Source organism: Nocardia cyriacigeorgica NBRC 100375 (assembly GCF_000308555.1).
In the GTDB taxonomy this organism is placed as follows: domain Bacteria; phylum Actinomycetota; class Actinomycetes; order Mycobacteriales; family Mycobacteriaceae; genus Nocardia; species Nocardia cyriacigeorgica.
Genome location: NZ_BAFY01000178.1, coordinates 1 through 26,312 on the forward strand (window position 1 = coordinate 1; position 26,312 = coordinate 26,312).

20 protein-coding genes and 1 pseudogene are annotated in these 26,312 nt (G+C 63.3%); 9 read left to right on the forward strand and 12 right to left on the reverse strand.

Going from position 1 to position 26,312, the window contains the following annotated elements; genetic code table 11:
- Both RJ05_RS31435 and RJ05_RS17235 read left to right on the forward strand, forming a co-directional pair.
- Positions 1 to 182 (forward strand): annotated as a pseudogene (locus RJ05_RS31435) (amino acid permease); the annotation flags it as partial.
- Between the two features lie 76 nt (positions 183 to 258).
- Positions 259 to 1,071 carry a nucleotidyltransferase domain-containing protein gene (locus RJ05_RS17235; RefSeq protein WP_051016656.1) on the forward strand — a complete coding sequence of 271 codons (813 nt, stop codon included), beginning with the start codon at positions 259 to 261 and terminating at the stop codon, positions 1,069 to 1,071.
- 16 nt (positions 1,072 to 1,087) lie between these two features.
- Here the strand turns inward: RJ05_RS17235 and RJ05_RS17240 are convergent, their stop codons facing one another.
- Entirely contained in the window at positions 1,088 to 1,585 is a 498-nt protein-coding gene (locus RJ05_RS17240; protein WP_036538478.1) for a winged helix-turn-helix transcriptional regulator, read from the reverse strand.
- Between the two features lie 108 nt (positions 1,586 to 1,693).
- On the opposite strand from RJ05_RS17240, the gene RJ05_RS17245 reads away from it, so the two are divergent.
- Positions 1,694 to 2,332, forward strand: coding sequence for a dihydrofolate reductase family protein (locus RJ05_RS17245; protein WP_036538514.1), 639 nt, complete (start codon positions 1,694 to 1,696; stop codon positions 2,330 to 2,332).
- A 172-nt stretch (positions 2,333 to 2,504) separates the two neighbouring features.
- The gene (locus RJ05_RS30950; protein ID WP_138445495.1) at positions 2,505 to 2,747 is read left to right on the forward strand and encodes a hypothetical protein; all 243 of its coding nucleotides are present in this window, start codon (positions 2,505 to 2,507) and stop codon (positions 2,745 to 2,747) included.
- A gap of 66 nt (positions 2,748 to 2,813) precedes the next feature.
- Here RJ05_RS30950 and RJ05_RS17250 read toward each other — a convergent pair whose 3' ends face one another.
- Positions 2,814 to 3,017 (reverse strand): cold-shock protein, encoded by a 204-nt coding sequence (locus tag RJ05_RS17250; RefSeq protein WP_030521844.1) that lies wholly within the window; start codon positions 3,015 to 3,017, stop codon positions 2,814 to 2,816.
- A gap of 271 nt (positions 3,018 to 3,288) precedes the next feature.
- Here RJ05_RS17250 and RJ05_RS17255 point away from each other — a divergent pair, with 271 nt between their 5' ends.
- Positions 3,289 to 4,092, forward strand: coding sequence for an LLM class flavin-dependent oxidoreductase (locus RJ05_RS17255; RefSeq protein WP_036538481.1), 804 nt, complete (start codon positions 3,289 to 3,291; stop codon positions 4,090 to 4,092).
- Positions 4,093 to 4,139: 47 nt separating this feature from the next.
- Here the strand turns inward: RJ05_RS17255 and RJ05_RS30955 are convergent, their stop codons facing one another.
- The 3 genes from RJ05_RS30955 to RJ05_RS17270 form a co-directional block, all read right to left on the reverse strand.
- Positions 4,140 to 4,283, reverse strand: a complete 144-nt coding sequence (locus tag RJ05_RS30955; protein ID WP_156090830.1) for a hypothetical protein — start codon at positions 4,281 to 4,283, stop codon at positions 4,140 to 4,142.
- Between the two features lie 407 nt (positions 4,284 to 4,690).
- Positions 4,691 to 5,839, reverse strand: a complete 1,149-nt coding sequence (locus RJ05_RS17265; protein ID WP_036538484.1) for a helix-turn-helix domain-containing protein — start codon at positions 5,837 to 5,839, stop codon at positions 4,691 to 4,693.
- Between the two features lie 633 nt (positions 5,840 to 6,472).
- Positions 6,473 to 7,726 carry a restriction endonuclease gene (locus tag RJ05_RS17270; RefSeq protein ID WP_081597386.1) on the reverse strand — a complete coding sequence of 418 codons (1,254 nt, stop codon included), beginning with the start codon at positions 7,724 to 7,726 and terminating at the stop codon, positions 6,473 to 6,475.
- A gap of 194 nt (positions 7,727 to 7,920) precedes the next feature.
- Between RJ05_RS17270 and RJ05_RS17275 the strand changes: the two genes are divergently transcribed.
- Positions 7,921 to 8,880, forward strand: coding sequence for a NaeI family type II restriction endonuclease (locus tag RJ05_RS17275; RefSeq protein ID WP_158682490.1), 960 nt, complete (start codon positions 7,921 to 7,923; stop codon positions 8,878 to 8,880).
- 101 nt (positions 8,881 to 8,981) lie between these two features.
- Here RJ05_RS17275 and RJ05_RS17280 read toward each other — a convergent pair whose 3' ends face one another.
- Positions 8,982 to 9,440, reverse strand: coding sequence for a very short patch repair endonuclease (locus tag RJ05_RS17280; protein ID WP_081597385.1), 459 nt, complete (start codon positions 9,438 to 9,440; stop codon positions 8,982 to 8,984).
- 161 nt (positions 9,441 to 9,601) lie between these two features.
- On the opposite strand from RJ05_RS17280, the gene RJ05_RS17285 reads away from it, so the two are divergent.
- Positions 9,602 to 10,924, forward strand: a complete 1,323-nt coding sequence (locus RJ05_RS17285; protein ID WP_036538485.1) for a DNA cytosine methyltransferase — start codon at positions 9,602 to 9,604, stop codon at positions 10,922 to 10,924.
- A gap of 159 nt (positions 10,925 to 11,083) precedes the next feature.
- Here RJ05_RS17285 and RJ05_RS17290 read toward each other — a convergent pair whose 3' ends face one another.
- The 5 genes from RJ05_RS17290 to RJ05_RS17310 all read right to left on the reverse strand — a co-directional run bounded on the left by RJ05_RS17290 (position 11,084) and on the right by RJ05_RS17310 (position 23,416).
- The gene (locus RJ05_RS17290) at positions 11,084 to 16,345 is read right to left on the reverse strand and encodes a DEAD/DEAH box helicase (RefSeq protein WP_036538487.1); all 5,262 of its coding nucleotides are present in this window, start codon (positions 16,343 to 16,345) and stop codon (positions 11,084 to 11,086) included.
- A gap of 8 nt (positions 16,346 to 16,353) precedes the next feature.
- Complete coding sequence (locus RJ05_RS30960; RefSeq protein WP_138445494.1) at positions 16,354 to 19,401, reverse strand: hypothetical protein; 3,048 nt, start codon at positions 19,399 to 19,401, stop codon at positions 16,354 to 16,356.
- A 524-nt stretch (positions 19,402 to 19,925) separates the two neighbouring features.
- Positions 19,926 to 21,302, reverse strand: a complete 1,377-nt coding sequence (locus RJ05_RS17300) for a vWA domain-containing protein (RefSeq protein WP_036538518.1) — start codon at positions 21,300 to 21,302, stop codon at positions 19,926 to 19,928.
- 212 nt (positions 21,303 to 21,514) lie between these two features.
- Positions 21,515 to 22,402: an AAA family ATPase gene (locus tag RJ05_RS17305; protein WP_036538489.1), complete on the reverse strand. Its 888-nt coding sequence runs from the start codon at positions 22,400 to 22,402 to the stop codon at positions 21,515 to 21,517.
- 39 nt (positions 22,403 to 22,441) lie between these two features.
- Positions 22,442 to 23,416 carry a GlxA family transcriptional regulator gene (locus RJ05_RS17310; RefSeq protein ID WP_036538490.1) on the reverse strand — a complete coding sequence of 325 codons (975 nt, stop codon included), beginning with the start codon at positions 23,414 to 23,416 and terminating at the stop codon, positions 22,442 to 22,444.
- A gap of 159 nt (positions 23,417 to 23,575) precedes the next feature.
- Between RJ05_RS17310 and RJ05_RS17315 the strand changes: the two genes are divergently transcribed.
- A complete protein-coding gene (locus RJ05_RS17315) occupies positions 23,576 to 24,007 on the forward strand; it encodes a VOC family protein (RefSeq protein WP_036538493.1) in 432 nt (143 codons plus the stop codon).
- Positions 24,007 to 24,759: a hypothetical protein gene (locus RJ05_RS29400; protein ID WP_051016659.1), complete on the forward strand. Its 753-nt coding sequence runs from the start codon at positions 24,007 to 24,009 to the stop codon at positions 24,757 to 24,759. The genes RJ05_RS17315 and RJ05_RS29400 overlap by 1 nt, the downstream gene beginning before the upstream one ends.
- Here the strand turns inward: RJ05_RS29400 and RJ05_RS17325 are convergent.
- Complete coding sequence (locus RJ05_RS17325; RefSeq protein ID WP_036538494.1) at positions 24,689 to 26,050, reverse strand: DUF2252 domain-containing protein; 1,362 nt, start codon at positions 26,048 to 26,050, stop codon at positions 24,689 to 24,691. The genes RJ05_RS29400 and RJ05_RS17325 overlap by 71 nt on opposite strands.
- Between the last annotated feature and the right edge of the window lie 262 nt (positions 26,051 to 26,312).

Consider the following 26,312-nt stretch of genomic DNA (forward strand, 5'->3'; position numbering starts at 1 on the left):
CCTGGACCCTGACCCGAGACGAAGGCCGCCCACCCCGCGCCGTCCCGATCGTCGGACTCATCGGCTGCCTGCTCCTGGCGTTCACACTGCCGGTGGAATCGGTCCGCGCCGGAGCGGTCGTCGCCGCCGTCGGCGCGGTGGCCTACCTCGCCCGACGAGGTGCGGGCCGCTCCGGCACGTGAGCGCCGAGACCGATCCGCGACGCACAACGCCGGAAATGTGTAGCGGCAGCACTGCTTCGGTGCCTAGCGTTCGCCCATGTCCCTGCGCACAATTCCCGTCTCGATGGACCCGAAGATCGTCGCGTCCATCGACTCGACGTTGGATCGCGTCGAGCGCGAGCATCACGCACGGGTTCGGCTGGCGATCGAAAGCGGCAGCCGGGCATGGGGATTCCCCTCACCGGATTCCGACTACGACTGCCGGTTCCTGTATGTCGCGAGCCTCGATGCGTATCTGTCACCGTGGCGGACACGGGATGTCATCGAGACGCCGCTGGTCGGGCTGCTCGACGTCAACGGCTGGGATCTCGGTAAAGCGTTGCGGCTGCTGGTGAAGGGCAACGCGGTGCTGATCGAATGGTTGCAGTCACCGATCGTCTACCGCGGGGACGAGCGGTTCCGCGCCGAACTGCTCGAGCTGGCCGAGGCCGTCGCCGACCGCCACCGGGTGGCGCGACACTATCTGCACCTCGGCGATCGGCAGTGGAAGCTGTTCGAGCGCAACGCATCCTTGAAGAAGGTGTTCTACTCGCTGCGTCCGGCCATGGCACTGCGGTGGCTGCGCGAGCATCCCGGCGCCGCGGTCGCGCCGATGCATCTGCCGACATTGATGGCGCAGTGCGAGTTGCCCGCCGACCTGGTCGCAGCGATCACCGAACTGACCGAGGTGAAATCGCGGACCCGCGAAATGGGCAGCGGCTCGGCGCCGGAGCCGATCGCCGCCTTCATCGCCGCGGAGTTCGACCTCGCCGACAGCGCGTTCCCGAAGACGATCGACCGCGATATGGCCTCGACCAAGGAGCTCACAGCGGCGTTCTTCCGCCGGGAAGCAGCGGGCGCACCGGCGTAACACACCTGCCCGCGACTCAGCCGTTCGCGCCTACTGCGGCGGCGTACGCGGCCGCCAGCCGTTCGCTCGGCCGTGGCGCCGACGGATCGGGGCGGGGCGTGCCGAGATGCTGTTCCCGCAGCTCGTCCATGAACTCCTCCCACAGCTGCGGACCGCCCTCCTCCAGTAGCTCCGCGCGCACCCGCAGCCGGTGGGTGGTCTCGCGGTGGCGCAGTCCCCATGACCCCAGATGCGCCATGATCGGCACCAGCTGGATGGCGGACTCGGTCAGCCGGTATTCGGCCTTGCGGCCCGGGCCGGCGTCCTCCCGGCTCAGTAGTCCGGCCGCCACCAGCCGTTTGAGCCGGTCGGACAGGATATTGGAGGCGATACCTTCCTCGGAGCCGGCCAGCAGCTCGCGGAAGTGGCGGCGGTTGCCGAACATCACGTCACGCAGCACCAGCAACGTCCACCGGTCGCCGATCACCTCGATGGTCGCGTTGATCGGGCATCCCGAACGTCCGTCTTCGCGCATGCGGTCCTCCTTCGATCCATCTCCACTGCTTGCAATATACAACCACCTGTCGCTACAGTTCGAGTCAACCGATTGCAAACAGCAACCACATTCCGCGAGGAGGCCATCATGCCCAAGGTCCGAGCCAATATCTCCATCTCCCTGGACGGCTTCGTCGCAGGGCCGAACCAGAGCGTCGAGAACCCCCTCGGCGAGAACGGCGAACGCCTGCACGACTGGATCTTCAGCACCCGCGCCGGCCGCGCGATGATGGGCGAGGAGGGTGGCGGCACCGGCATCGACAACGATCTCGTCGCCACCCAGGAAGACGGCATCGGCGCAACCATCATGGGCCGCAATATGTTCGGCCCGGTCCGCGGCGCCTGGCCCGACCACGACTGGACCGGCTGGTGGGGCGAGAATCCACCGTTCCACCACGATGTCTTCGTGCTCACCCACCACCGGCGCCCCTCGGTGCCGATGGCGGGCGGAACCACCTTCCACTTCGTGGACGCAGCACCAGAAGAGGCTCTGCGACAGGCTTTCGCCGCCGCCAACGGACAGGACGTCCGCATCGGAGGCGGCGCGGCGACCCTGCGCCAGTTCTTCCGGGACGGCCTGATCGATGAGATGACCCTGTCGGTGGTGCCGATCCTGCTCGGCTCCGGCGAACCTCTCTTCGACGACCTCGGCACCCTTCCCGGCTACCAGGTCGCGGTGCTCGGCAGTTCGCCCGCCGCATCCCATCTGCGCATCGCCCGCCAGTAGTGGGCCTAGCTCGGAGCACGCACCCGCCCGCTCACGATGATCGGATCGCTCGACCCAATCGCTGTCTCGTTTCCCAGCCTGAGGTGCACCCGGTCACGGCGGAGTCCCGGCTTTCCCTGAGCCGGATTCGCCCCGCGCTTCGGCGTGTCGCTGCCGGGGACCCACAGATTGGGTGGGGTTCGGTACCGCCGGCCAATGGTTATGGGGCGCACGACCATGCCACGACCGGATTTCGTCCGCGCTGCCGGTGATCGGCTGCGGCCTGGTCGTCAAACATGAACTGCAACAACAGAAATGGCGGAGTAGCGATGCCGTCTACCGCCGGGAGTCCGGCCTCTACCACTTGATGTCCGAATCGGATAAGGCCGCATTCGAGCACGAGTTCGTCGTCCACGACCGGCAGCGACTGCTCTGACATCCGCCCCCCAGAAAGGGGCAAGCCCCGCACCGTACGGTGCGGGGCTTGCGAAAGTCACGCTGTTCAGATAGCGCGGACGTCCTGAGCCTGCGGGCCCTTCTGGCCCTGCCCGATCTCGAACTCCACACGCTGACCCTCTTCGAGGGTCCGGAAACCCGACCCGGAAACTGCCGAGTAATGCACGAAGACGTCAGGGCCGCCTCCGTCTTGCGCGATAAAGCCGAAGCCCTTTTCGCTGTTGAACCACTTCACGCTGCCTTGAGCCATGTTCTGTACTTCATACTTCCTGTAGATGAGCCGAGCAAATGTCAAGCCCGGTCTCGGCTACAACGATGCCATGCTTTGCGATATTCCTCCACCTCTAGAGCACGTGACTGTGAGGTAACTATCCCTCAGCGCATTCCACTATGGAGTGTGGACGATTGCCCAGGTAACGGCCGTGTCACGGCCGTACGCGGCCACGGCGCCCCTGCACCGATGAATTTCGGTCGCGGATGCCGTCCCTATCTCGGTGGGGCCGACAGACAGGAGCGCAGTCATGACGAGGCCGTTTCGATTCGGGGTCGTAGCCCCGCTCAGAACCGATCCGAGCACGTGGCGAGATCGAGTACGCCGCATCGCCGACTACGGCTACTCGACGCTGCTGGTGCCCGACTTCCCGCAGACGCAACCGGCACCCGGCCCGATGCTCGCCACCGCCGCTGCCCTGACCGACATGCGCGTCGGCACCTGGGTGTATGCCTCTCCCCTGCGTCCCGCGTGGCTGACCGCATGGGAAGCGCACTCCCTGACACTGCTCACCGATGGCCGATTCGAGATGGGCATCGGCACCGGCAGGCCGGGAATCGAGGACGAACTCCGCGACAAGGGCGTGCACGCCACCCCACCTACCGAGCGACTGAGCGAGATCCGAAAAACAGTCGACACGCTGCGCGATCTCGACGGACACGATCATCACACCCCCGTGGCGATGGCGGTGTACGGCCCGAAGGCACAGGCGCTTGCCGCCGAGGTCGCCGACATCGTCACTTTCACGCTCGGCGATCAGCCTCGTAGCGAAGTCGCCCGCATAGCACGGGATTTCCGCACCGCCCGGGACATCGAGCTCGCCCTCCACGTGCCGGTCATCGGCGACACAGTCGCGCCCCACATGGCCCACCCGGCCACCGACCCCGCAGCCCTCCGCGCAGCGGACGCGCTGACCGTCCTACCGGACGACCCAGCGGCCGCCAAAGATGAGATCCAGCGACGCCGAGAGGAAATCGGCTTCTCCTATTTCGTCATCGGCGCCGACTTCGCCGAGCGATTCGCTTCGGTCGTTGCGGAGTTGGACGGTCGGTAGCGCGGACGCATGGCTACCCCTCCCCGGGCAGTAACGCCCACGTCACCTCAATCCCGGTCGTGCGGCCACCAGATCGCGGCGGCGATCACAAGGATCGGGACCCCAACGGCGATGGTGTATCCGGCAGGTACCCAGCCGCTCACGCCTGCGTCCCAATGATCGACCAGCGCGCGAATGACAATCGTGGACATACCGTTTCCACGTCGACAACGTGCATGAGACCGTCGAGTTCGAGTGCGCCGACGTGATCGGGCGCGGGCAGAAGTACGGCGTCAGCACCGGCGTCGCGCACCTGATCGACCAACGGGAGCACCGACGTCGACCCTGGCCACACCAACCGATAACCCAGCCGCCGGGCCAAGCGGCGCATCTGTGCGGCATCCCAACCAGGCGCCCTGCTGCGGTCGTAGTCGATCCACCCCAGCGCTATCGGCCTCACTTCGCACCACCCCATCCGTCGACGATTGGTATGCACCCCGCCGCCGAGGAGACCGGGAGGATCGGCCGCGTCCCGGCAGCGGGGCCGGTCAGCAGCTTTATCGAGGGAGAGAGCTTGTGGCTATGGCACTTTCAGCTCGTACTCGTCGGAAATACCACGTCAATACTCGAGCCTGACCACTTCGGCAAGGTCGCGCATCTGCGGTGTGAGGGTGCGCCGCTTGGTGATGATGCGGCTCAAGATTTCTCGCGCCAATCGCTGTTCCACGAACCACGGCCGTGCTTCGTCCGACAGCTTCGCCAGCACATCGACCGCCCGGTCGTAGCGCCGCAAATCGACCTGCGCCGCGGCGACGTCGAGCAGATGGCGGTTGCGGTTGTCCGAGGTCGGGCGAAGGTCTTGGGGTATATCGCGGGCGAGGCGCAGGGCGAGATCCGGCCGGTCATCGATGACAGCGTTCTCGACCCGCTTCATCGCGACTGTCGCGGGGTCGAAGGTGGTCCAGTACTGGTGGTACGGGCTGCGTTCGGGCCGGACAGCCACCGCCCCGGCTGCGGCGAGCCGCATCATGTCTTCGGCCTCGTCGGGCCGATTGTCGCGGACAGCTGCCGCCGAACCACGCAACAGGAACCAGCCCCAGGTCGATATTTCACGCGTGGTTGCCGCTGACAAACGTGGCTCTATCCGGTCGGCCCATTCCGTGGCGAGCAGACGCACCTGGTCGAACCGCCGTTCCACGATCAGCAACCAGCACAGTGTGACGACAGCGGACGCCGCATCCAGCACGTTGCCGGTGGACTCCGCGTCCGACACCGCAGACTCCAAGGCCAGTCGCGCAGGTTCCAGCTGGCGCGTTTGGACCAGCACCGACCCGGCGAGTTGATGCACCCGCGATCGCAGCAGCGGTGGCACACCGTTCCCGTCCTGAATCAAGCGCGGCAGGATTCGGGCGAGCTGTTCGTATTCGTTGTCGTGATACAGCCGCGTGGCATGCGCGAGCACGGCCTCCAGCCCAGGTGCCGGCGCGGCCACATCCTCTGCCGGTAGCCGCAGCGCTGCCCGGGTCGGCGCCCACCGCGCATCGGCGGCGTCGCTCTCCAGAAGGTCGGGAGCGGGCCCGAGCAGCGCTGTCAACGGACAGCCGAGCGCGACAGCCAGTCGGCGTAGCGTATCGATCCGGGCATCGTCGCGCTCCCCTTGCTCGACCTTCCGAACAAGCGACAACGACACCGCGGCGGATTCCGCCAGCTCACGCTGAGTGAGCCCCCGCCGCTTCCGGATACTCTGGAGCCGCTCCCCGAGGTCCATGTGTTCCAGGCTAATGCCTTGTCAGGCAACGTTCGGTAGGTAATCGGGGTGGCGGACCTTCGAGCCGATGCCAACGTCCCGGATCGGTGCGCTGTGCTCCATCCGCCGCTTCCGGTAAGAGTCGAATTCGCCCTCCTCCCAGCCCTCAACGCCGCCACCGCTCCTGCCGCCCAACTCGGCCACCTCTCTGGGCCCAACGGCTTCACCTCGCCGGGGCACCCGCTGAGCAGAAGCTGTACTCGCGGTTGCGAAGCGCGGAAGAGGTGCGGAGGACGTGGGACGCTTCCGATGGGTGGGTTGGGTTGCGATTTCCGATGGTGCGGAGTGACTCTCGGTTCACAGAGACAAAGAGCCTCGTCGCAGGAGGCGATATCCAATCTCGGTAGATCGCGCCATCAGGTCAGCCGTTCTCGCGACAATTGCCTAGATCACAGGACGATTACTGCATGCCCACAAAAGAAACCGTGTCGACCGCTACAACTGCACATCCTCGCCTCCCGATCCTCGCACGCATGTTCAACTCCAGCAATCTGTGCTGCACCCAACTGCGCAGCCCAGAACCAATATAAGCGACGGTAGTGGCTCGAATTTCGTAAAGTCCGCGTACACCGACACTCTGGCCTGGCTCCGGAATCATTCGTAATGCACGGCTGGAAAGTTGCGCAAGGGAATCGTCATGTCCGCCACAGGCTTGACGGTGGGCGGAAACTGGCTCTCCAGCCATGCTTTGACCCGCTGAGCATTGCCGATGCCATTCTGCTGCAAGGTATCAACGACATCCTTGCCACAGACCATAACGATCGGATGGCCATCGTCACGCACCTCCTTGTACGCCTGGGCACCAAAGTATGAGAGCGTCACGAACACTCCGAACTGGCGATGCCGGATGCGCGAGATCAACCTGCTCATCTCTTTCACTCCGATTGCATTGCCTGGTTGATAACACTTCGCTTCGAGACCAAAGAGTACGGGCACTCGATCAGCGGGCGGGCCAAGAAGGTACTGACCCGTGGCATCGCGACCTCCATCGCGAGAGGGCGGGGTCACGGTACAATCGCCGGTAGCCGGTGCGATCAGTCTCCAGATCGCAACGGCGCATTCCTCGAAATCGGTTGGCCGGTGCGCGAAGTGCTCATGAATAATTCTCAGGATTTCCTTGCCACCGGGGTCCTGCGGGAGCTGATCTGACTTGGATCGGATCGTCACGGTAGGCGGTGCAACCAACGGCCTGTACACTCGCCCCTCGACCCACTCGAGCCATGGCTTCGGACACGCACCCGAGGTCGTAGGTGCACCAGAAAGTACGTCAGACAACCAACCACGGGGAACGATGCTCACATCGAGCACTGTGAAAATCGCACGATAGTTCTGGAACCTCAGCCCCGATGTGTTTCGCCAGATGGCCGACAGGTCGGCATCCGCGCTCAAAGTCGCAGCACCGGGGGCCAGCAATCCCCGGAACCGCACCGACCTTCCCGGCGCAGCCTTCTCGAAGTACAGGAACGGGGGCACCTTCAATCGATCTTGCGCCGTACCGTGCGCCGCCTCGAAGACGTCTCGCAGCAACAGGTTACCGCCACGACCCGTCTCATGCAGTTCCGAACCGGGCCGCCTGTTGTCGCCGAAGTAGGTGAAGATTCCCGTCTCTGGGTCTAGATGGTCCGGCCAGTCCGGCTCTGCCCCGCTTGTATATAACACCGCCAACCGAACTGTCTTGCGCCAAACCGAGCCGTTGCAACGAAAGCCCCCTTGGTTGCCAACTGGCAACAATCGCGCCAGAGCATCATCGCCAGCCGTACCCTGGGCTCCACCCAGATAGCGCCTCTCTACCTCCAGGTCTGCGTGCTTCAGATCAACGAAGGCCACATCCGCGTTCATTGCCACCATGAGCAATCATCGTAAGCTTGCAGGCTCCTCGTTCTGTCCGGTGAAGCCGACTCAGCCTGCTGGGTTGTTCCATGTCCCATCCAACTGCCCCTGCCCGGATTCCGGTCTGGCCAGTCGCCAAAAGTCTTGCTCCTCAGCCCGTTCGACTACCTCAGCATCAAGACAGAGCTTTGCTCAGCCGGTACGGTTGGCCTGTGACCGAGAGCATGTCCTTGTTCCCGCCAGATCCGCGCCCCGATGACGAGCCGGACACGTTCGATACTGGCTTGCAGCATGTCTGGCAATGGTTTAAGTCTCAGAAGAACATGGAAGCCCGGTTCGGATCGGCACTTCGGCAATCCATCGATGAAGTCTTGGACGGCCAACGAACCGGACGGTATGACGTAGATACACTCGAGAAGACAGAAAAGACATATCTCGGGACAAAAGTAGAAATCGTCGTGAGGGCGGAGTTTGAGCTGGAACGCGGCGGCAGCAGGGAGATGGACTACAAGATCCAAGGCCAGGCAGTCGACGCAAAGTTCTCACTCAAAGGCCAATGGAGCATTCCCCGGGAAGCCATAGGGCACATATGCCTGGTTATGGCCGCCGACGATCACAAAGGCACCTTCGATGTCGGCTTGGTTCGGATCGATCCGTCGATACTGAATATCGGTCGAAACCAGGACGGAAAGACCACGATCAGCCGCGAAGGCCGAAGCAGAATCACGTGGCTCTGCCGGAAGTCCCCACTACCGCGAAATCTGTTACTGACGCTGCACAACCAGAACAAGTCAAACGTCGATGCGATAATGATGAAGATCTCCGGGCAGCAGCGCATCAATGAGCTGATACGCAGGGTTCAGGGCACCATTATCGACCGAAATACTGCTGTGACGGTAGCCAGACAGCACGACGGAATGAAGCGGTGTCGCGATGCACGTCATCATTTGCGAGCCGATGGAATCGTGCTGCTGGGACATCAGAACGACGGACCCAAGATAGCAAGCCAGCTGAGACTTCCCAAGATCGAGAAAGGCACTTACATCGCCGTTCGTCTCGCCGAGGTCACAGGTCCGACCGACGAACGGCCGGCCGCGTTGATCGGAGACCGCTACTACGCCATCGCCACGCCCGACGACCCGCAGCTGCCAGCGCCACCCGTCAAAATGTAACCACCCCACGGGACCCACTACGGGCCCGCACTGAGCCGCGAATCCTGAGCCACACGCCGAAACGTCCATCCAGCAGTAGCAATCGCTCCGACCCGAGCCGATCATTCGGAGCGTCGGTCACACCGACGCTCCGGCGATGCCATAGTATCGCTCACATGTTCGGATCCGCCCGCCAGCGCTGCCACCACGGCGGCAACCGCACGAGGGAGTTCCTCGTGTTCCCAGAGGCGGACCACACGCCAGCCGGCGGCAGCCAAGGCCTTATCGGCCGCACGGTCACGCTCGATGTTTCGCCTCAGTTTCGGCGTCCAGTACCACTCGTTCGTCGTCGGCCGCCGACCGTGGAGAGGGCAGACATGCCAAAAGCAACCGTCGACATACACCGCGACCTTTCGGGCCGTGAAGACGATGTCCGGCCGAACCTTCACCCCGCTGACCTCGAAACGCAGGTCTTTCCGGTATCGGTAACCCATCCGATGAAGTGCCCGCCGAAGCGATACTTCGGGTTTGGTGTCGCTCCGGCGGTTCGCCTGCATATTCCGCGAACGACCCTCGTTCATCGGCGCAGGGTAGAGCCCACGCTCATGAGCCTTCCTACGGGCATCCTCCGATGCTGCCAGCATTACCTCCGAATTGGCTTATCGCGGTGGTTGAACATCCTGAAAGATACTCCCGCAGATATGAACCGTCACCACCAGCCGACTCCCCGAAAGGCCCAGGAATGACCGAACTCAGCGTCATCGAGATCTGCGCCGGCGCCGGCGGCCAGGCGCTCGGGTTGGAGCGTGCAGGTTTCGAGCACAAGCTGGCGGTCGAACTCGACCCAACGGCGGCCGCGACGATCCGCCTCAACCGACCGGAGTGGAAGGTAGAGGTTGGGGACGTTGCTGACCTTGAGGTATTCAACCCTGCAGCGTTCGCACCGGACGCGGAGGGGCTCGACGGTCGCCCGATCGACCTCCTAGCTGGGGGAGTCCCCTGTCCACCATTCTCGATCGCCGGCAAGCAACTCGGGGCCAATGACGAGCGAGATCTATTCGCGTGGGCAGTCGAGCAAGTCGCAATTATCAAGCCGAGGGCACTTCTGCTGGAGAATGTTCGCGGGCTCAGCATGCCCCGATTCGCCGGATATCGCCAGCACGTTCTCGACCGACTCCGTGAATTCGGCTACTCCGCGGAGTGGCGTCTGATACAGGCTTCGGATTTCGGCGTACCTCAATTGCGGCCACGCTTTGTACTTGTAGCGATGCAAACGGGCGATTTTGAGTATTTCTCCTGGCCAGCACCGGTCGGCGAGCCTCCAACAGTCGGCGAAACGCTACTCGACCTAATGCAGGAGAATGGGTGGGATAAGGCCGAGGAATGGGCGAGGAAAGCGAATCGCATTGCGCCCACGATCGTCGGTGGTTCAAAGAAGCATGGCGGTGCCGATCTCGGTCCGACACGCGCCAAACAAGCGTGGGCCGAGCTGGGTGTCGACGCATACGGCGTGCACGACACAGCGCCGCCCTACGCCAAACGCCCAATGACCGAGTACGGGCCCAAGCTGACCGTTGAGATGGTCGCGCGGCTCCAAGGATGGATGTACGTCAGGGACTCCGACTCAGACGGCAGCTCCGACCGCTTGAAGCATGAGTTCGCGTGGCGTTTTACCGGCGGAAAGACCGCACAGTATCGGCAGATCGGCAACGCCTTTCCGCCTCCCGTGGCAAAGGCGATCGGTTCCGCTATCGCGGCAGCCCTCCGCCACGAAGCTCCTCGGCGTGAGCGCGACCTCCGGCCTAGTGCAGATCCGGTTTACATCGCACTACGCGAAAGCGGTGAGTTCATGTCCGCTGCTCAGATTTCCGCGGCATCGGGACTAGAACTGGATGACCCCGAGGTCGATCGACGAATCAGCCTGCTGAGCAGGGACTTCGAAATCCTCAAGGAGGAGCACAGCTCTGGCCTCAAGTACAAACTTGGGGCATTCCGGGCTTTTACCGGCCAGGACGATCACGCCCGCCATGAGTATTACAGGAAGAACCTATCCCGGGTCAGCTAACGGTGCGACGACCCACGCGATAGAGTAAATGTGCGTGGACCCTACGTCGGCAGCAATCTCCAGCCGCCGCAATAACACGACGTTCTAGCAATCACCATCACGATCTCGGCGCGTAGCGCGGAAGGCGGCATAGCCGCCTTAAACCGCAACTGCGATAAGTCAGGAGATATGCCTCCAAGCTGAGATGGGGTTTCGTCGAAATTCGCGCAGGTCATGCATCGAGACCGACTTGAATAGGTCTTGGGCGGCCAGCACTGCAACCTCCTGTGCGCCACAGAAATACGTTTCCTGCTGGCGCCAGGTTGGGTGCACAAGCAACACGCATTTCTCATTTCGAACTAGTGCTGGCACACCCTCGATTGAATGCGCTGAAGTGTTGGGAAGGGCTTTGGCAGCGGTATCAATCCACGTCGCAGCTTCCGGCATCGACCGCGCAGCGGTGAGTTTCTCGCCAGTGACCAGTTCCAACATGTCTAGCGCGAGGCGCCAGTCAAGAAGCGGGTGCTGTCGCGCGTTGCTGTATGACCGCAAACAGTCTGGACAAGACGTGTCGCAGTTGTTGGCGTGGCTCGGGCCCTCCCATGTAGTACGAAGCTCGTCGAGAGCATCGAACAGCAGCCGACGGAACGCGACTGGGTCACCAAGCTCCAAAGCGTAGCCAGCACCGTTTTCGGCCGTGTCCGCGAGGAACACTCCGGCGCCCACTTGGACGCTGTGCTCACCGCTCTTACCAGCTGCTGACAAGCGCATCGGGACAAGACCGGCGGCTATCTCCAGAGGGTCGAGATCGAGCAGGACTTGCGCCGCGCGCCTGAGCGTCTCGGCGAACGACGTATACGCCGCCTTCCCCGAGGGGAGCTCATAAAGAGCTATTGTCCCTGAACCGATATCGAGTGGCCCGGGAGTAACGAGGATCGCGTCCGTTACCCGCACCTCACCGATGGTGTTGATTGGCGTCGCAGCCGTCAGTGGCGTGTCAGCGACAACCGACCTGTCCACCATGGTATGAAACTCATACCCGCGCCCGAAGTTGTCGTTCATCGTCACCAGCTGGGCCTGGTCATAGATGTCCAGCTTGACGTGCTCCAACTGTGTTGACGTCGTCGGAGACGCTCCGGGGATGAGAGCTGGACTAGACGTTGTGCTCAGTACTTCCTGGTCATCATTGAACCCTCGCGGCGAATAGGTAGTGCGGAAGCCACGAGGCTCGTAGAGGTTCATCCACGCCAAATTGCTTCCGCACGCCCCGCAAATCGCAACGTCTGATAGCGTGGTTTGGCCACATTTGTCACACCTGCGCACAGACTTTGCTCTCCCGAGGGGATCGACAGCCTCAGCCCGACTGCCTCGCACGACGTATGCGGCGAAGCCGTTCGCGGTGTGAACCAGCCCATCCTTGACTACTTCGGCACCCGGCGCAAAGCTGCGTACCGCTAGCTCGAGGGCGCGATCGCTCACCGCGAACCGCTCCATGTCCGCACGGCTCTGGACCCGATTGCTCCAGAGGCTTCGGACTCTCGTCGGGAACCCGAACATCGGGATGACACCATGTCGGGCGAGTGCCACGCTCAGTTCAGTATCGGCTGAGCCCTTTTCGTGGATTACGATCTCGTCGATCCGCGTCGCTAACATCGAACGGGCGTAGTCGAGTATCGATGCTCGATCTGGAGGTTCGAGGGGAGTATGTGCGGTTAGCCTCGAGACGATCGAGTCGACTGTTGGCGAGTTCCCCAGCCAGTCAGTAATCCCATCGCGAAACAACGGCCACTCGTCGAGCTGACCAAACGTGCCGTGGTTGCTGTCCGGGGTCCATGCCGGTGACGGAGACTGGGCCGCGAACGCTTCGAATAAGCACTCACTGTTGACGACACGTTGAACAATGCGCGTTCGCGCCAGGTCAAGGAACGGCTGCGGCGGAAGATCTCCAGTAATACGATCCGGCCTGTTGAAATAGTACTCGTCGTGAGTTCTGTCGCGGCAAATCGTGACTGCGAAGCTCAGTGCTTGGCCGGCTCGCCCCGCTCGACCCACGCGCTGCTGGTAATTGAATCGTTGAGGCGGCATGTTCGCCATTAGAACCGATCGAAGTGACCCGATGTCGACGCCGACCTCCATGGTCGTGGTGACCGACAGAACGTCCAACTCGTCCGCAATCCTATTCTCGGACTGCGTGAATGCACCTTTGAACCACCGCTGACGTTCTCGCTGGATAGCCAGGGGCTTCGTCTGCCCCGTTAGTTCAGCAATGGATAGGCGCCTCGGTACGCGATGCGCTAGCCACGCATAATAGTCATCTGAGACATCCCGAATACGTCGGCGCTCAAGGTTTGGCGCAAAGCACTGCCGGTTGGTGCAAACGCCCAGACTTGGCTGAAGATGCACGAAACTGCATCGGTTGCAACGCCATTCATGTTCGCCCGCAGGGTGAAACTTCAGGGTTGAATCTGCTGAAGTCGTCTTGAGGAGCCACCCACTGACCGCGCGGGAGACGGCACTATCGCCCATGAGAGCCACTAATTGATCACTGAGCTCACCCTCGTCGCAGTCTCGAGCCACAGCAACCGCTTTGACGTACTTTCGGATCGGCGCAGGAATCAGAGCCGTAGCCTCGACACCACCGCGGCTACTCCCCTCGGTCCTGCCCATCAGCCCGAGGATTCTCACCACACTGTGGACGAGCTGAGCCTGATCACTTTCCGCCAGTGGGCCGGCGACCGGCCTCCAACCATCGATGTCAACGCGAGCAATCCCAACGGATTCAAGATCACGTCGCGCACGGTCAAAAGTTGCATCGACAACCGCGGACCGAAGGGACGACTTGAGCTTCTCCTGCCCCATCGTGATTGGGGGTTCGGGCCAAAGGCCGGGCTCGGGTGGTCGAAAGGCTCGATACCAGGGAGTTCTGCCGTCCAAGGAATCCTCGAGCTGCTGGTTCCACGGGTCTGTCCCACCAGGATTTGCCCCTAATCCGACCAGCACGTCCGTGATGCGATCACACATTTCACCGAAGGCCACCGTCGGTATTGCACTCAGCTGAGCAAGCGCCTCATCGATTGAGTTCTGTTCGTCAGCTGAGATGACAGCGCCCGCTCGTTGCTTCATCCGGGCGACTGCTCCGAGCAACAGATCCGGCCTTGCCTGTAGCTGGACGGGGTCGGCAACAATCGCATCAAGTGCAGCAAGGGGGTCGGCTCCTTTGGCGAGCTCCCGGCGAAGTACCTGACGGATGAGATCACGGTGGTGATTGCGAGCTACGCCGGCCGCGGTTCGGGCTGCATCGTCCCGGCTGTCGGTGAATACAACCGTCTTCGAGTTCGTGCCGCTCTCCCTGGGCTGTCCCTCATCGAGTGACCTCACGAGCTGCGAAAGATACAGCTGCGTCGCGGCCGCTGCGCCAGAGGTGTGAGCGCGGATGGCCGAGGATACCTGCCCCGCTCTGAATGCCCCTTTTGGGGCACGGCCTCTTGGTCGGTACCCACATGACGGGCATCGGTCGGGCAGAGCTGGCACCCGGTCCTCAGGGGAGTCTCCAGTGAAGACTAGTCCAACCCCGGTCGGTTCACCATGGCGCGCGGCGACGCCAAGCGCGGGATTCCACGAAACCGGCGAAAACGCCAGCTTGATACTGTCACTCGTCCAGGAATCGTAGCTGCTTATCGTTCCTGGCCTATACCAATAGTACTGCTTGGCGGGCCTCAAGAAGACCGGTTTAGCGCTTTGGGTCTCGTCCACTGGAGTTGGCGAGAGGAGGATCTCGCGACCTTGCGCTTCAACGATGTATCCCCCCAGACTGACGTCACCGCACTCGTAACAGTACAGAAGTTCAAGGACGCGCGCGCCGCATTCAGTGCAGGTGCTCACCGGGGTACTGAAAAGCCGACCGACACGTCGGCTACTGGAATGATATCTGATGCCCGAGCAATCCGGATTAGTGCAGGCCCACATCCCTCGAGGAACTCGAACAAACACGTGAGCCCGGATGGGGATCGGAGTATTCCGCGCGACAGCAAGATCAGCATTCGCCAGCTGTCTTAGCGCGGCCTCGATCAGATGACCGTCGGGATCATCCGGGAAGAGTCGTGCTGATATAGCCTCAAGCGAGGTCGCACGAATTCGTTTCTCTCTTTCGTCACGACACGCATCTGCGAGAGCGTGCGTGAGATCCCCGATATCGAGCGAACCGGCTAGCAGTTTCTCGGGGTCGACGGAGTCGGGTGGCGTAATCGTTACCTGCCGGCCTGATTGAATCGAGAAGCTGTCTCGATCGACGCCGAAAAACTCTTCAAGGTAACGACGCCCTCCATCAGTGTCGGTTAGGGATGCCGACGTCGCGATGATCCTGAGCTGAGGACTGTTGGCTGCTATTCCAATTCTTCGGAGCAAGGCTCGGAGGATCATTGCGACTTCGCTGCCCTGCGTACCACGATAGAGGTGAAGCTCATCGACTACAATTGTAAAGACGTTGCTTCTGCTTTCAGCGAGCCATGCGGCAGTCTGGGCGAAGATTTCCTCCTCGCGGTGACGCATCATCATCGTATTGAGCATCGAGTAATTCGTCACCAGTATATCCGGTGCGTGAGCGATCATATCCCAACGGGTGAGCATTTCACCGGAACGTGGGTCCGGAAACTGGCTGAGATCGACATCTGATTTGCCGTTCAGCTGGGCCTCGACCAGTAGATCGTACTCCTGCTCGTAGGTCCTCAGCTCATGCGCGGCCTCGGCCACCCTCGCATTCGACTTGTCGCCCGTTCCAATAGTATTGCCCGTGTAGCGTCCGAACCAGATCGCGTGCGAGGGATCATCCTCACGGAGCTTACGGACGGCCCTCCTCAATCGTGTCATCTGGTCTTCGACTAGCGCGTTGGTCAGGTAGAGGATAAGGCTCCGCACGGCAGGCAAACGGGTTTCGCCGGCCCGAAGTGGATGCCACGAGGGCTGCGCCTGTTTCCACCACGGTGTCGGTGACACCTGAGGTGACCATGACGAAGATTCCCTGACAAGTCTCAGGAGTAGAGGCAGAAGAAAAGACTCCGTCTTTCCAGACCCAGTCCCGGAGGTGACGACGAGATTTCTTCCGATCGAATTTCCATCGAGAAAATGCTGGATGATGGAATTCGCCTGATGATCTCGAAGGGTGATCTCATCAGGGCGGGCGTACGGAAACAATGCCGCGGCAACGCGGCGCGCAATGGACCCCGGAATACCCGCAGTTTCTGCGACTTTATCGAGTCGAGCGGTATCAGAGTAAGGAATCACTGGTTCGATCATGACCGAGCCAACAAGCGCGCCCTGCTTACCCAGCAGCTCGCGGCGCTCAGCCATTAATGCGTCGTCGTTCAGCCAGAAGGCAGTGTCAAAGTAGCGAAGATATGTTTCGCGCAGCCCATTCGCGAGTGTTACCGGCGTGATCGCATCCATCGGGAACCTTAGGTGGTCAGGAGGGTTGTCAGGAGGTCAGCACTCGCTCTGTCGACTGCCGAGTACAACAGGCAGTTTCGCTTCTGCTGAGCAATCGTCACCAGCTTTGAGGATGGTAGGTGTCCAGACAATGCCACTGCCGCGCGGTTGTACAGCCCAGGCAGCTCGCACCCGCGCGGCGTGAGAATCGCCTCGGACTTCTCGACGTAGAAGGCGAAGGTCCTTCCGGTGGCATTCGCGGCTAGATGCTTGGCCAGGTGAACGCCTGTGATCGCACCCACGCCCTCATTCACGTCGTTCTCGTCACGAAAAACATACAAATTCTCGAACCCGCGTTTTATTCGGTACGCGCCAGGGCTGCCGAGATCGCCTGTAGGAACCCAAGTCGCACTCCGTAGTTCGAATCGCTCTGCCGACTCGAAGCCTGGCATCTGCACTCGTTCAAGCCCCGAAGCGACATCGGATAGTCTCGGCAGGGCATGGAGGAGTGCCGACCCTGCGTCCGGGACTACAGTTCCCTCCTCGAGATCTGCGATCATTTTCAGCTCACCGCTCCCTAGCGGTGACAGCAGCATTTCCGTGGGCCCTGAGGGGGGATGGCATATCTTGAGGACATCGGCCCCGAATTGCGCCTCGATCGATGCGATCGACGCCCTAGACCAACGACCTGTAAGCCTGTACTGTCCACTCGCGGTCTGCGCCAGGCAGGACGGCGAGAGTTCCCATCGTATCGGACGTCCGCGCTGATCACGCTCAATTGCGATGTGCCCGAGTGCTTCCAGAGTACGAGTGAATGTATCTACAAAGATGGCTGAGCCCTCGAGTTGGCGGGCAATGCTGTCAATCGAGTTGAATGATCCGCCTCCCAGGTGGATTAGGGCGTCCAGGGCAGCGTCCCAGTCGACCTCGGCTTCTGACACAGCCGGAAGATCTTTAACCGTGATCTGAGGTTCGACGGCCTCCGCGGATCTTCTTCGTGCACGACTGCCGTACCGGGGCAACCAACCCGGATAGCGCTTCACAAGACCACAAGAGGTGCACTCACCCTGAATGAACTTTGGCGCGTTTCCGCCAAACGCTGTCGGAAGCTGTATGTGGTGGGCGCCGGTAGCGACGCATGACTTCGGGTCTGGCGTTCCGATCCGCACCCGATCGATCCGACGACCCTCACGCGGTTTGCTCCAGAAGACGGTATTCGTCGCAGCCTGGGTTGTAGTGATGCCTGTAATACCGTCACAGTAGAGGCCATCGACGATGATGGAGTCTGCCTCTGCCTCAGCCGCGGAAAGAGCTCCAGTAGGCGTATCCAGGACGTAGCAGAGCCTCGGCGCACGATGCCACGCAAGGTTATCGACCGCGTCACCGGAGCGTAAACGAACTGATATCTGTTGGTTTAGAGCTCTTTTCAAGCCGGTGTACAACGAGACCTGGTAGTCACCGTCGGGTAGGCCGAGTTCAGACAATGATGCTACGAGAGCACCAGTATTCGATTCCCAAATGCGCAGTTCGGTATTGGTCTCGGCCTCAGTCAAAGTGACGCACAGCTGGAGCTCACCTTGAACCGCTGCACGTATCTCTGGTGGCCGAACGGTTGACCACTTACGAATCCGCGAAGGAATCTGAAGCCCGCCAGCGATCGTCAGCTGGGTGCGAGCAAGCGGAATCAGCTCATTGAACCTCGTGGAACCGGTCGACGGGGCCGCAAACATCTGGACGCCGCTGAACAGGGTCCACCCATCGGGCAGCCCGTCCAACTTATCCGCCACCGAAAAACCGGGCCGAGCATACGCGTCAAGAACTCGCGCGACCTCCTCAACCGCGCTGCTCGCGGCCTTGTTTTCCCCTAACGAACGAACGAGAATCATTGAGTCGACGCCGAGCTGCATACGCTCAGCTTGCACATACGCGGATTGAAGCTCGTCGTAAATCAGCGGGACAACCTGGCGCGGAGACCGCTTGTACTCTGGTCCTCCAGGACAGCCTGCGTGCCGTAATCGAACGATCCCCTCAAGCATCGATCCGAACGCGATTTCTTCCGTGTAGCCGGTCCGCCATAGTCCCGCCGTCCCAGGTGTAAAATCGATGGCTGACCATCCGCCCGCGGTCTCCAAAATCTCCATGTGCCCGTCCATCTCCCCAGAGACGGGGCGGACCCCAATGAAGAGATCGAGCGAGGAACCGAGGAAACCATTTCGCAAATTAGCGATCAGGAGGGCAGCAGCGGCGCTTGGTGTCGCGGCAGAACCTGGCTGAGCTCCGTCCCAGTTCGCGAGTTCAAGCGCCGCGACCGTGGCGATCCGAGCGTGAGAATCTGACCGCCTCCACAAACGACGCAGGTTGGCAGTTGCTGTTGACGATTCTGCGGTCAGCCAAATGTCGAGGTACGTGGCGACGTCGTCTGGTGATAGCCGCATACCCGGGCCGAGGCCGAACTGATTGAACATCGCCGGAAAGCGCTGCCGGTCGGCTTCTCGAACGAGCGCCTGCGACATCGGCAGGCCTACGTATCGGTGGGTTAGTGCGAACGCCGTCGGTAGCCCGCGCTCACCCTCAAGGTTCTCCAGCCACCTGTTGACCCGCTTCCAGAGCAGCTCGGCGTCACGTTGGTAATGTCTCCGGAGGGCTGAATCAGCGTCATCTAGTCCGAGCAATCGGGCAAGGCGCGCGTAGTATGCGGTGGCTGCCAGGCCTTCGTCCGTGTTGCCCATATCCTCCGCTGCTACCACCGTCAGAGCCAAGAAGGCCAGGCACGGAGGCGGTTCCACCGATCGAACAGGCCATTTCTGTGTTCTGCTCGTCAGCTTCGTCAGCGAGAAGCCATGTTGATCAATCGTCACTGCCTGGACGACTGCGGCCAGCGCCTTTCGCGGATCGGGCTCGTTTGTACCCGCTGCGGCCGCTATGAGGCGGATGGTCTCATCTTCGAGATCCATATACGCGGGAACGGCTTCGTCGGTTTCTGGGTAAACGACATCCGCGACTGCTGTGTTCCAAACGAGGTACCGTTGCCAGCGTTCATTCGCCGTACCCGTGATCAGCCTAGGTTCCGTCAGCACGACTCCGCCTCTCTGGACGGCATACCGAATTGCTCGGTTTCTACGAACCGCGTGCGGTCGATGCTCGCGGCCGGTGCCCGTCCAGCACTCTGTTTGGAATCGCAACTTTCAACCGAGAAGCCTTGCCGCCTCGCGGGTGCTGGCTCGCGTCGTCGGCGTCCAGGTGACTGCTCAAGCCTGCCGTACCCCGCCTCGCCGACCTGAACAACGGGCGATGGGCTGCCAAGATCCGGCGAGGCGTACGTCATGCCATCGGCCGACGGTACGTAGCCAGACCTGATCAGCCTCCAAGTCACGTTATCCGCTACGCCCGGGAAGCTACTCATTCGTAGATCACATGGCTTGCGAAGGTCAGGCAGAAATCGCTTGGTGCCTGCCGCGGTGACGTCGAAACTCCGCTCCTGCGCCGTATCCACCCTGCCCGCCTCACTCTGCCCGTGCCCGCACTGCCGACTTTCGAGGAAACTCGTACGTGAAATCTACGCAGAGGCGGCCGACGTTACAGGCGCAACGACCACCTCTGTTCAGGTCGGCAGCAGTCTTCCCACTACCTCCGCCAACTGCACCACATTCCGGCACTCGTGCATCGTGACGTGCTCCGCGTAGAGATGGGCCGCGGAATCCCCGGTGTTCCAGGAGCGGGCGGGTTCGGGGTTCAACCAGTAGGCGTGTTTGGCCTTGTCGAGCATGAGGGACAGGGCGGCGAGATTCGGGTCGGTGCGGTTGGTGCGGGCGTCGCCGAGGATGAGGAGGGAGGTGCGGGGGCCTAGGGCGTCGAGGTGGTTGGTGACGAAGCCGGTGAGGGCTTCGCCGTAGTTGCTGCTGCCGAAGCGGGTGACGCCGGATTCGCGGATGATGCGGGCGGTGAGGTCGGGGGTGGGTGGGGTGCCGGGGGTGAACCAGGGGGTGATTTCGGCGCAGGTGTCGATGAAGCCGAAGCTGCGGACGCGGCTGAACTGGTCTTGCAGGGCCGCGACCAGCAGGAGGGTGAATTCGGCGAAGCCGGTGACCGAGCCGGAGAGGTCGGCCAGGACGACGAGGTCGGGGCGGCCGTGTTTGCGGGCGCGCAGGACGGGGGTGACGGGGACGCCGCCGGTGGACATGGACGCGCGCAGGGTGCGGCGCAGGTCGATCTGGCCGCGGACGGCCTTGCGGCGGCGGGCGGCGAGGCGGGTGGCGAGTTTGCGGGCCAGCGGGTGGACCAGGCGGCGCATTTCGGCGAGGTCTTGTTCGCGGGCGCCGAGGAAGTCGATGCGGTCGGTGCTCATTTCGACGCCGCGGCGGGCGATGTAGTCGGTGCCGCGCAGGTCGGCGGAGCGGATGCGGGCCTCGGTTTGCAGGGCGGTGCGGAAGGCCCGCAGGCGGCGGTCGGCTTCGATGGTGTGCACCGCGGTGTCGAATTCGCTGGTGGCGCTGCCCATTCGGGAGGCGATGCGTTCGGTGAGGTCGTCGGGTCGCAGTGCTTTCAAGGTCAAGTATGACGACCAGCCCGCGCCGGAGGCGGTGGTGACGACGCCGGAGGCGCCCGCGCCCTGTCCCCCGCTGCCGTAGCCGCCGAGTTCGGTGAGGGCGCGGCGGGCGAGTTCGGTGGTGGCATCAGGGTTGTCGGCGGCGAGGGTGGTGACGAGTTCGTCGCGCAGGGTTTCGATGGCGTCGGAATTCGGTTCGCGCACTTCGCCGAATCCGCCTCGGCCGAGGAAATAGAGGTCGAAGAGCTGGTCGAAGACCGAGCGTTGGCCGTTGCGGCGCAGCAGGGTCGCGGCCAAACCGGAGCGGAGGTGGTCGGTGTTGTCGGTGCCGAGGGCGACGATGGCTTCGGCGGCGTCGATGGTTTCGCTGGGGCCTGCGGTGATGCCGTGTTCGCGGAGCAGGGTGACGAAGGCGACCAGGCGGTCGGTCATCGATTCGTGATGCGACCCGGCCGCGCGGTCACCGGTGCGCGGTGTCGACGGCGTCACCTAGCGGCCCTGCCCCGCGCGGCCCGGCAGCGCGCACGACGGACGCGCCCGGACCGATTCGAGCGTGAGGGGCGGAGGCCCACTAGACCGGCGGCGGCACAGTGGCTTTACCCGGGTGAGGCGTTGACGCGGACCTCGTCGTCCACCGGTCGCCTTCATGCCGACTCCCCGACCACGTCGGCCCCACCCAGCCCGAGCCTTTCCGCCGCGACCTGATGGTCGGACCGGTGTTTCAACAGCACCCCCAGCGTCGACTGCACCATCGTGCCGGTGAGCCGGCGAGCCCCCAGCGCGACGAGGGTCCGCGCCCAATCCACCGTTTCGGCGACCGAGGGAGGCTTGCGCAGCGGCAGTTGACGGAGCGCGGCGACGGTGCGTACGACAGGTTCGGCGAGCGCGGCATCGAGCTCGGGCACCCGCAACCGGACGATGGCGCGTTCCAATTCGGCCGTCGGATAGTCGATATGCAGGTACAGGCAGCGTCGCTTCAACGCTTCGGACAGCTCACGGTTGGCGTTGGAGGTCAGAATGACGAACGGCTTGCGCACAGCGGTGACGGTGCCGAGTTCGGGGATGCTGACCTGATAGTCGCCGAGCACCTCGAGCAGCAGCCCTTCGAGTTCGACGTCCGCCTTGTCGAGTTCGTCGATGAGCAGCACCGTCGGCTCCGGATTGCGGATGGCGGCCAGGAGCGGACGCGAGAGCAGGAACTCTTCGGTGAAGACGTGCTCGCGGGTGTGGTCCCAGCCTTCGCCCTCGGTGGCGGTGATACGCAGCAGCTGTTTGGCGTGGTTCCACTCGTAGAGGGCGCGCGCTTCGTCGATGCCTTCGTAGCACTGCAACCGGATCAACTCGGCCGCGGCGGTCGCGGCGATGGCCTTGGCCAGCTCGGTCTTGCCGACGCCGGCGGGGCCTTCGATGAGCAGCGGTTTGCCCAGATGGCCGGCCAAGAACACGGCGGTGGCGATATCGGTAGACGGCAGATACCCGGCAGCGGTGAGCCTGCGGGTCACCTCGTCCACCGAGGCAAAGAAGTTACTCATCGGTAGACAGTGTAAAACGCGCCGGCCCGCTACCTCGCCTCACCAGGTGAGCGGTGACGAGCGCAGCTCGGCGATGGTCACGCCCCTGCGCCGCTTCACCAGGCCCCGCAAGGTCCCCGCGTTCAGGTATCCGACCCGCGAGGCGACCGCCTCCAACGTCAGGTCGGTCGTGCGTAGCAGGTGCGCGGCGCGCTCCAATCGGATGTCGTTGACGAAGTCGCGTGGTGACATGCCGAGTTCGGCCTGGGTGGCGCGTTGCAGGCTGCGTTCGGTGACGCCGATCGCCTGCGCGGCGGTGGAGATCAGGAACTGGTCGGCCAGATGGTCGCGCACCCAGCGTTCGAAGGCAGCGGTCACCGAATTCCCGCGGGCGACGATCTCGGGCAGCACGAAGTCGCTTTGTTTGCGCCCGCTGCCGGCGATCATGTATCGGCTGGCGAGTTCGGCCAGCGCGGGACTCACCGATTGCACCAGCGACAGTGCGAGATACATGTGCGACAGCGCGGCGCCCGCGGTGCTGACGCGCGGGCCGCGGCACAGGATCCGGCTCTCGTCGAGCGCGATCTGCGGATAGCGGCGGCGGAACGTGGGGCCGAGCCACCAACTGGTGGTCGCCGCGGATCCGTCGAGTACACCGGCCTCGGCCAGGAAGAAGGTTCCCGAACAGGCACCTGCCACATGCGTGCCGTTCTCGTGGACCTGCCGGATCCGGTCCAGCACGGGCTTGCTGCGGGCCGAGGCAACGAGCTCGACCAGCGGCTCGGGATCGAGCACCTGCACCGCTGGCACGATCATCATGTCGAGCTCGGTGGCGCCGTCGACAAGCGGCGTAGTCGAGATGGTGTGCCCGTGGCCTGAGGTGACGCTGTCGCCGAAGGACACAGTGCGCACCCGCCACGGCGCCGGTGGCGTCTCGAGCTGCTCGCGGGCCGCGTTGGCGGTGTCGAACGTCTCTTGCAGTGCCGCCAAACCGAAATCGGCCACACCATCCATTACGAACACCCCGACATCCATGTCGGGAATAGTACTGAACATGTCGTTTCCGACACTCGGTAATGGTCAGCACGCGGCATAGTGTCATGTCCAGTGACGGACCGCACAGTTGTTCGGCCCCCTCACCTCGGCAGCCCCGAGCCGTCGTCCGCCGATCGATCACACCCCTCGGAGTCCCGCATGTCGCTCGCCACCAGCCTCGTCCACCACATCCGTTTGACGGTCACCGATCTCGAACGCTCACGTGAGTTCTACGAGGACGTGCTCGGCTTCGAAGTGGCGGCCGAGTCGCCCGGAAACCCGGCCGACCCACTCGTTCGCGCCGACCCCTTCCAGCTCTACGGCGGAGTCGTCTTCCAGACCCCCGGCGGGATGCTGCTCGGACTGCGACCGGTCGCCGACCCCACCGATCACTTCGATTCCGAACGCGTCGGTCTCGACCACCTCAGCTTCACCGTCGATTCCCGCGAAGACCTGGTGAAAGCCATCGCCCGTTTCGACGAGGCGGGGGTGGAGCACGGCGACATCGTCGAGATGGACCAATTCGGCATCGCGATCCTCGGCTTCAACGATCCCGACGGTATCCACCTCGAACTCACCACGGCGATCTGATGAGCGCACCGGCACGCACCTGTACCGACGTCGATCTACCGCCGTTTCCGCAACTCTGGGCCAGGTGGGCGGCGATGTCGGCCGCCTTCGCCGCCGCCGGATCCCAGTGGGGGCCACGAATGTTGCCATCGCTGGCGTGGTTCGAGAGCTCCGGCAACAGCGGATCCACGTTGTACGCGCTGCCCGGCGGCCGTGCGGTGCTCTCCGGGGGCGTGTGGACGTCGGATACTGCGCAATCCGACGACGACGCACCTCCGCCCGTGCACCCCGCACCGCCGGACTGGGCCGTCGACCCGATGCTCAACCCGCACGCCGACACCGGGCTCACCGCGTTCTGCTACTGGTGGGACGCCGGGCACTGGTCTCGCGCCGACTCTCCACCGGTCGCGCAGTCGGCCTCGGCGCTGCCCGGCCTGTGGACGACCGATTCGGTCGCCGAGTTGATCACCTGCCTGGCCACCGGCCGCCCGAACGACGACCAACGCGCGCACGCCGTCACGCTGATCTGCGCGGCCGAGATCGGCGCGGTCACCCATGACACGGTCGCGAATGTGTTCGGCGACAACGACTTGTTCGACCTGGACGCCGCCATGGATCAGTTCGAGATGGCGGGGCTCACCGCACGCCAGACCGCTACCCGCACGGCCACCCAATGCCTGCGCGGTCCGGCGACCCCGCGGTTCAGTACGGGTTCGCCGCAGCTTCGACGCGTCCGGATTCGATGGCCTCGACCAGGGCTCGGTGATCGCTGACGGTCTGATCGGCATACGCGAGCGCGAAGCCGGCCATCGCTCGGTCGAACGATTCGCCGGAACCGAGATAGTCGGCGATGGCGATGCGGTCGCCCGAGCGGGCATGCGCCCTGGCCAGGGTGTGCCCGCACAGCGCGGCGTACTCACGGAGGCCGGCGCGTGACATGCTGCCGATCTCGGCGGAACCTTTCATATCGCGCAGTTGCCGCCAGTAGAAGTGACGGCCCTGCGGTCCGGCGATCCGCCCGAGGAAGATATCGCTCGCGGACTGCATCAATCGCTGCCCGTGCACCACGCGGTGGCTGTGATTGCGGAACACGCTCGGCGCCAGATACGGTGCGAGCACCGACTCCTCGGCCTCTTTCACCTGCAGAAACAGCGGGCCGCCGGTATCGCGATCGATGAGCAGCACCACGAAGCAGCGGGTGCCGACGCTGCCGACGCCGACGACTTTGCGGGCGAAATCCACGATCCGGTAGCGGTTCACCAGCACCCGCCGCTCCTCGGGCAGCGAGCGCCGATAAGCGGCGAAGACCTCCTCCACAGCATCGGCGTCGGCGTCGGCGATCGGGGTGAGCAGTGGCGGTTGCTGCCGGATGCGCAGGCGGCCGTCCGGTCCGCGTTCGGTGAGTTTGTGCAGCGCCTGGAGGCTGGTACGGCGGCGGGCGGCATCCAGGGTCTTCTCGATGTTCTTGCGGCGCTTCGGTTTACGGACCAGATCGACCAGGGTGTCGGCATCGACCTGCTCGTACCAGACGTCGAGGGAATCACGTCCGGCCAGCCGCCGCATGCCTTCGCGGTAGGCCGACGCGGCGGTGCGGGCGGCCGCGGAAGCCTCGTCGTCGGGGCAGCCGTTGGCTCGTGCGGCGACCGCGATGCTGGCCGCCAGCCGCTTCACATCCCATTCGAAGGGACCGGGCAGCGTCTCGTCGAAATCGTTGAGGTCGAAGACCAGCGAACGTTCCGGCGAAGCGAAGACACCGAAGTTGGACAGGTGGGCGTCGCCGCACAGTTGTACGGTCAGTCCGGTGTTCGGGGTGGCCGCCAGATCGGCGGCCATGATCGCGGGCGCGCCACGCAGGAAGGGGAAGTGGCCTGCCACCATCCGGGCGTAGCGGATCGGCACCAACTCCGGGACGCGGGTGGCCGCCTGCCGTTCCAGGATGGCGATCGGGTCACGGTCCGGCGCGAGCCGCAACTGACCGAGGGCCGAACGTGGCAGCTGCGCGCGCACCGCGCGGCCATCGTGTTCGCGCTGCGACGGCGGAGTATCGACCACCGTGTTCGTCATCCACACAGTCTTGCCCGCTGCCGATACCAGCACAATGATCCGGCGAAATCCGGTGTGTCCCCTATTGCCCCCGACCCATCCGGTATGCACGGATGGGTGGCGCCTCATCCATTCGAATGATCCTCGAGCACAAACCTGCCCGCACCCGTGACCTTTGCGGTGAAGTGCGCAAGAGTAGGACATGTGTCACCGCTGCTCGGCCCTCCCCCGACCTCGTCGGCCGGCCGGGAACCGGTGTCCATCCGAACCCGGACCGCCGCGG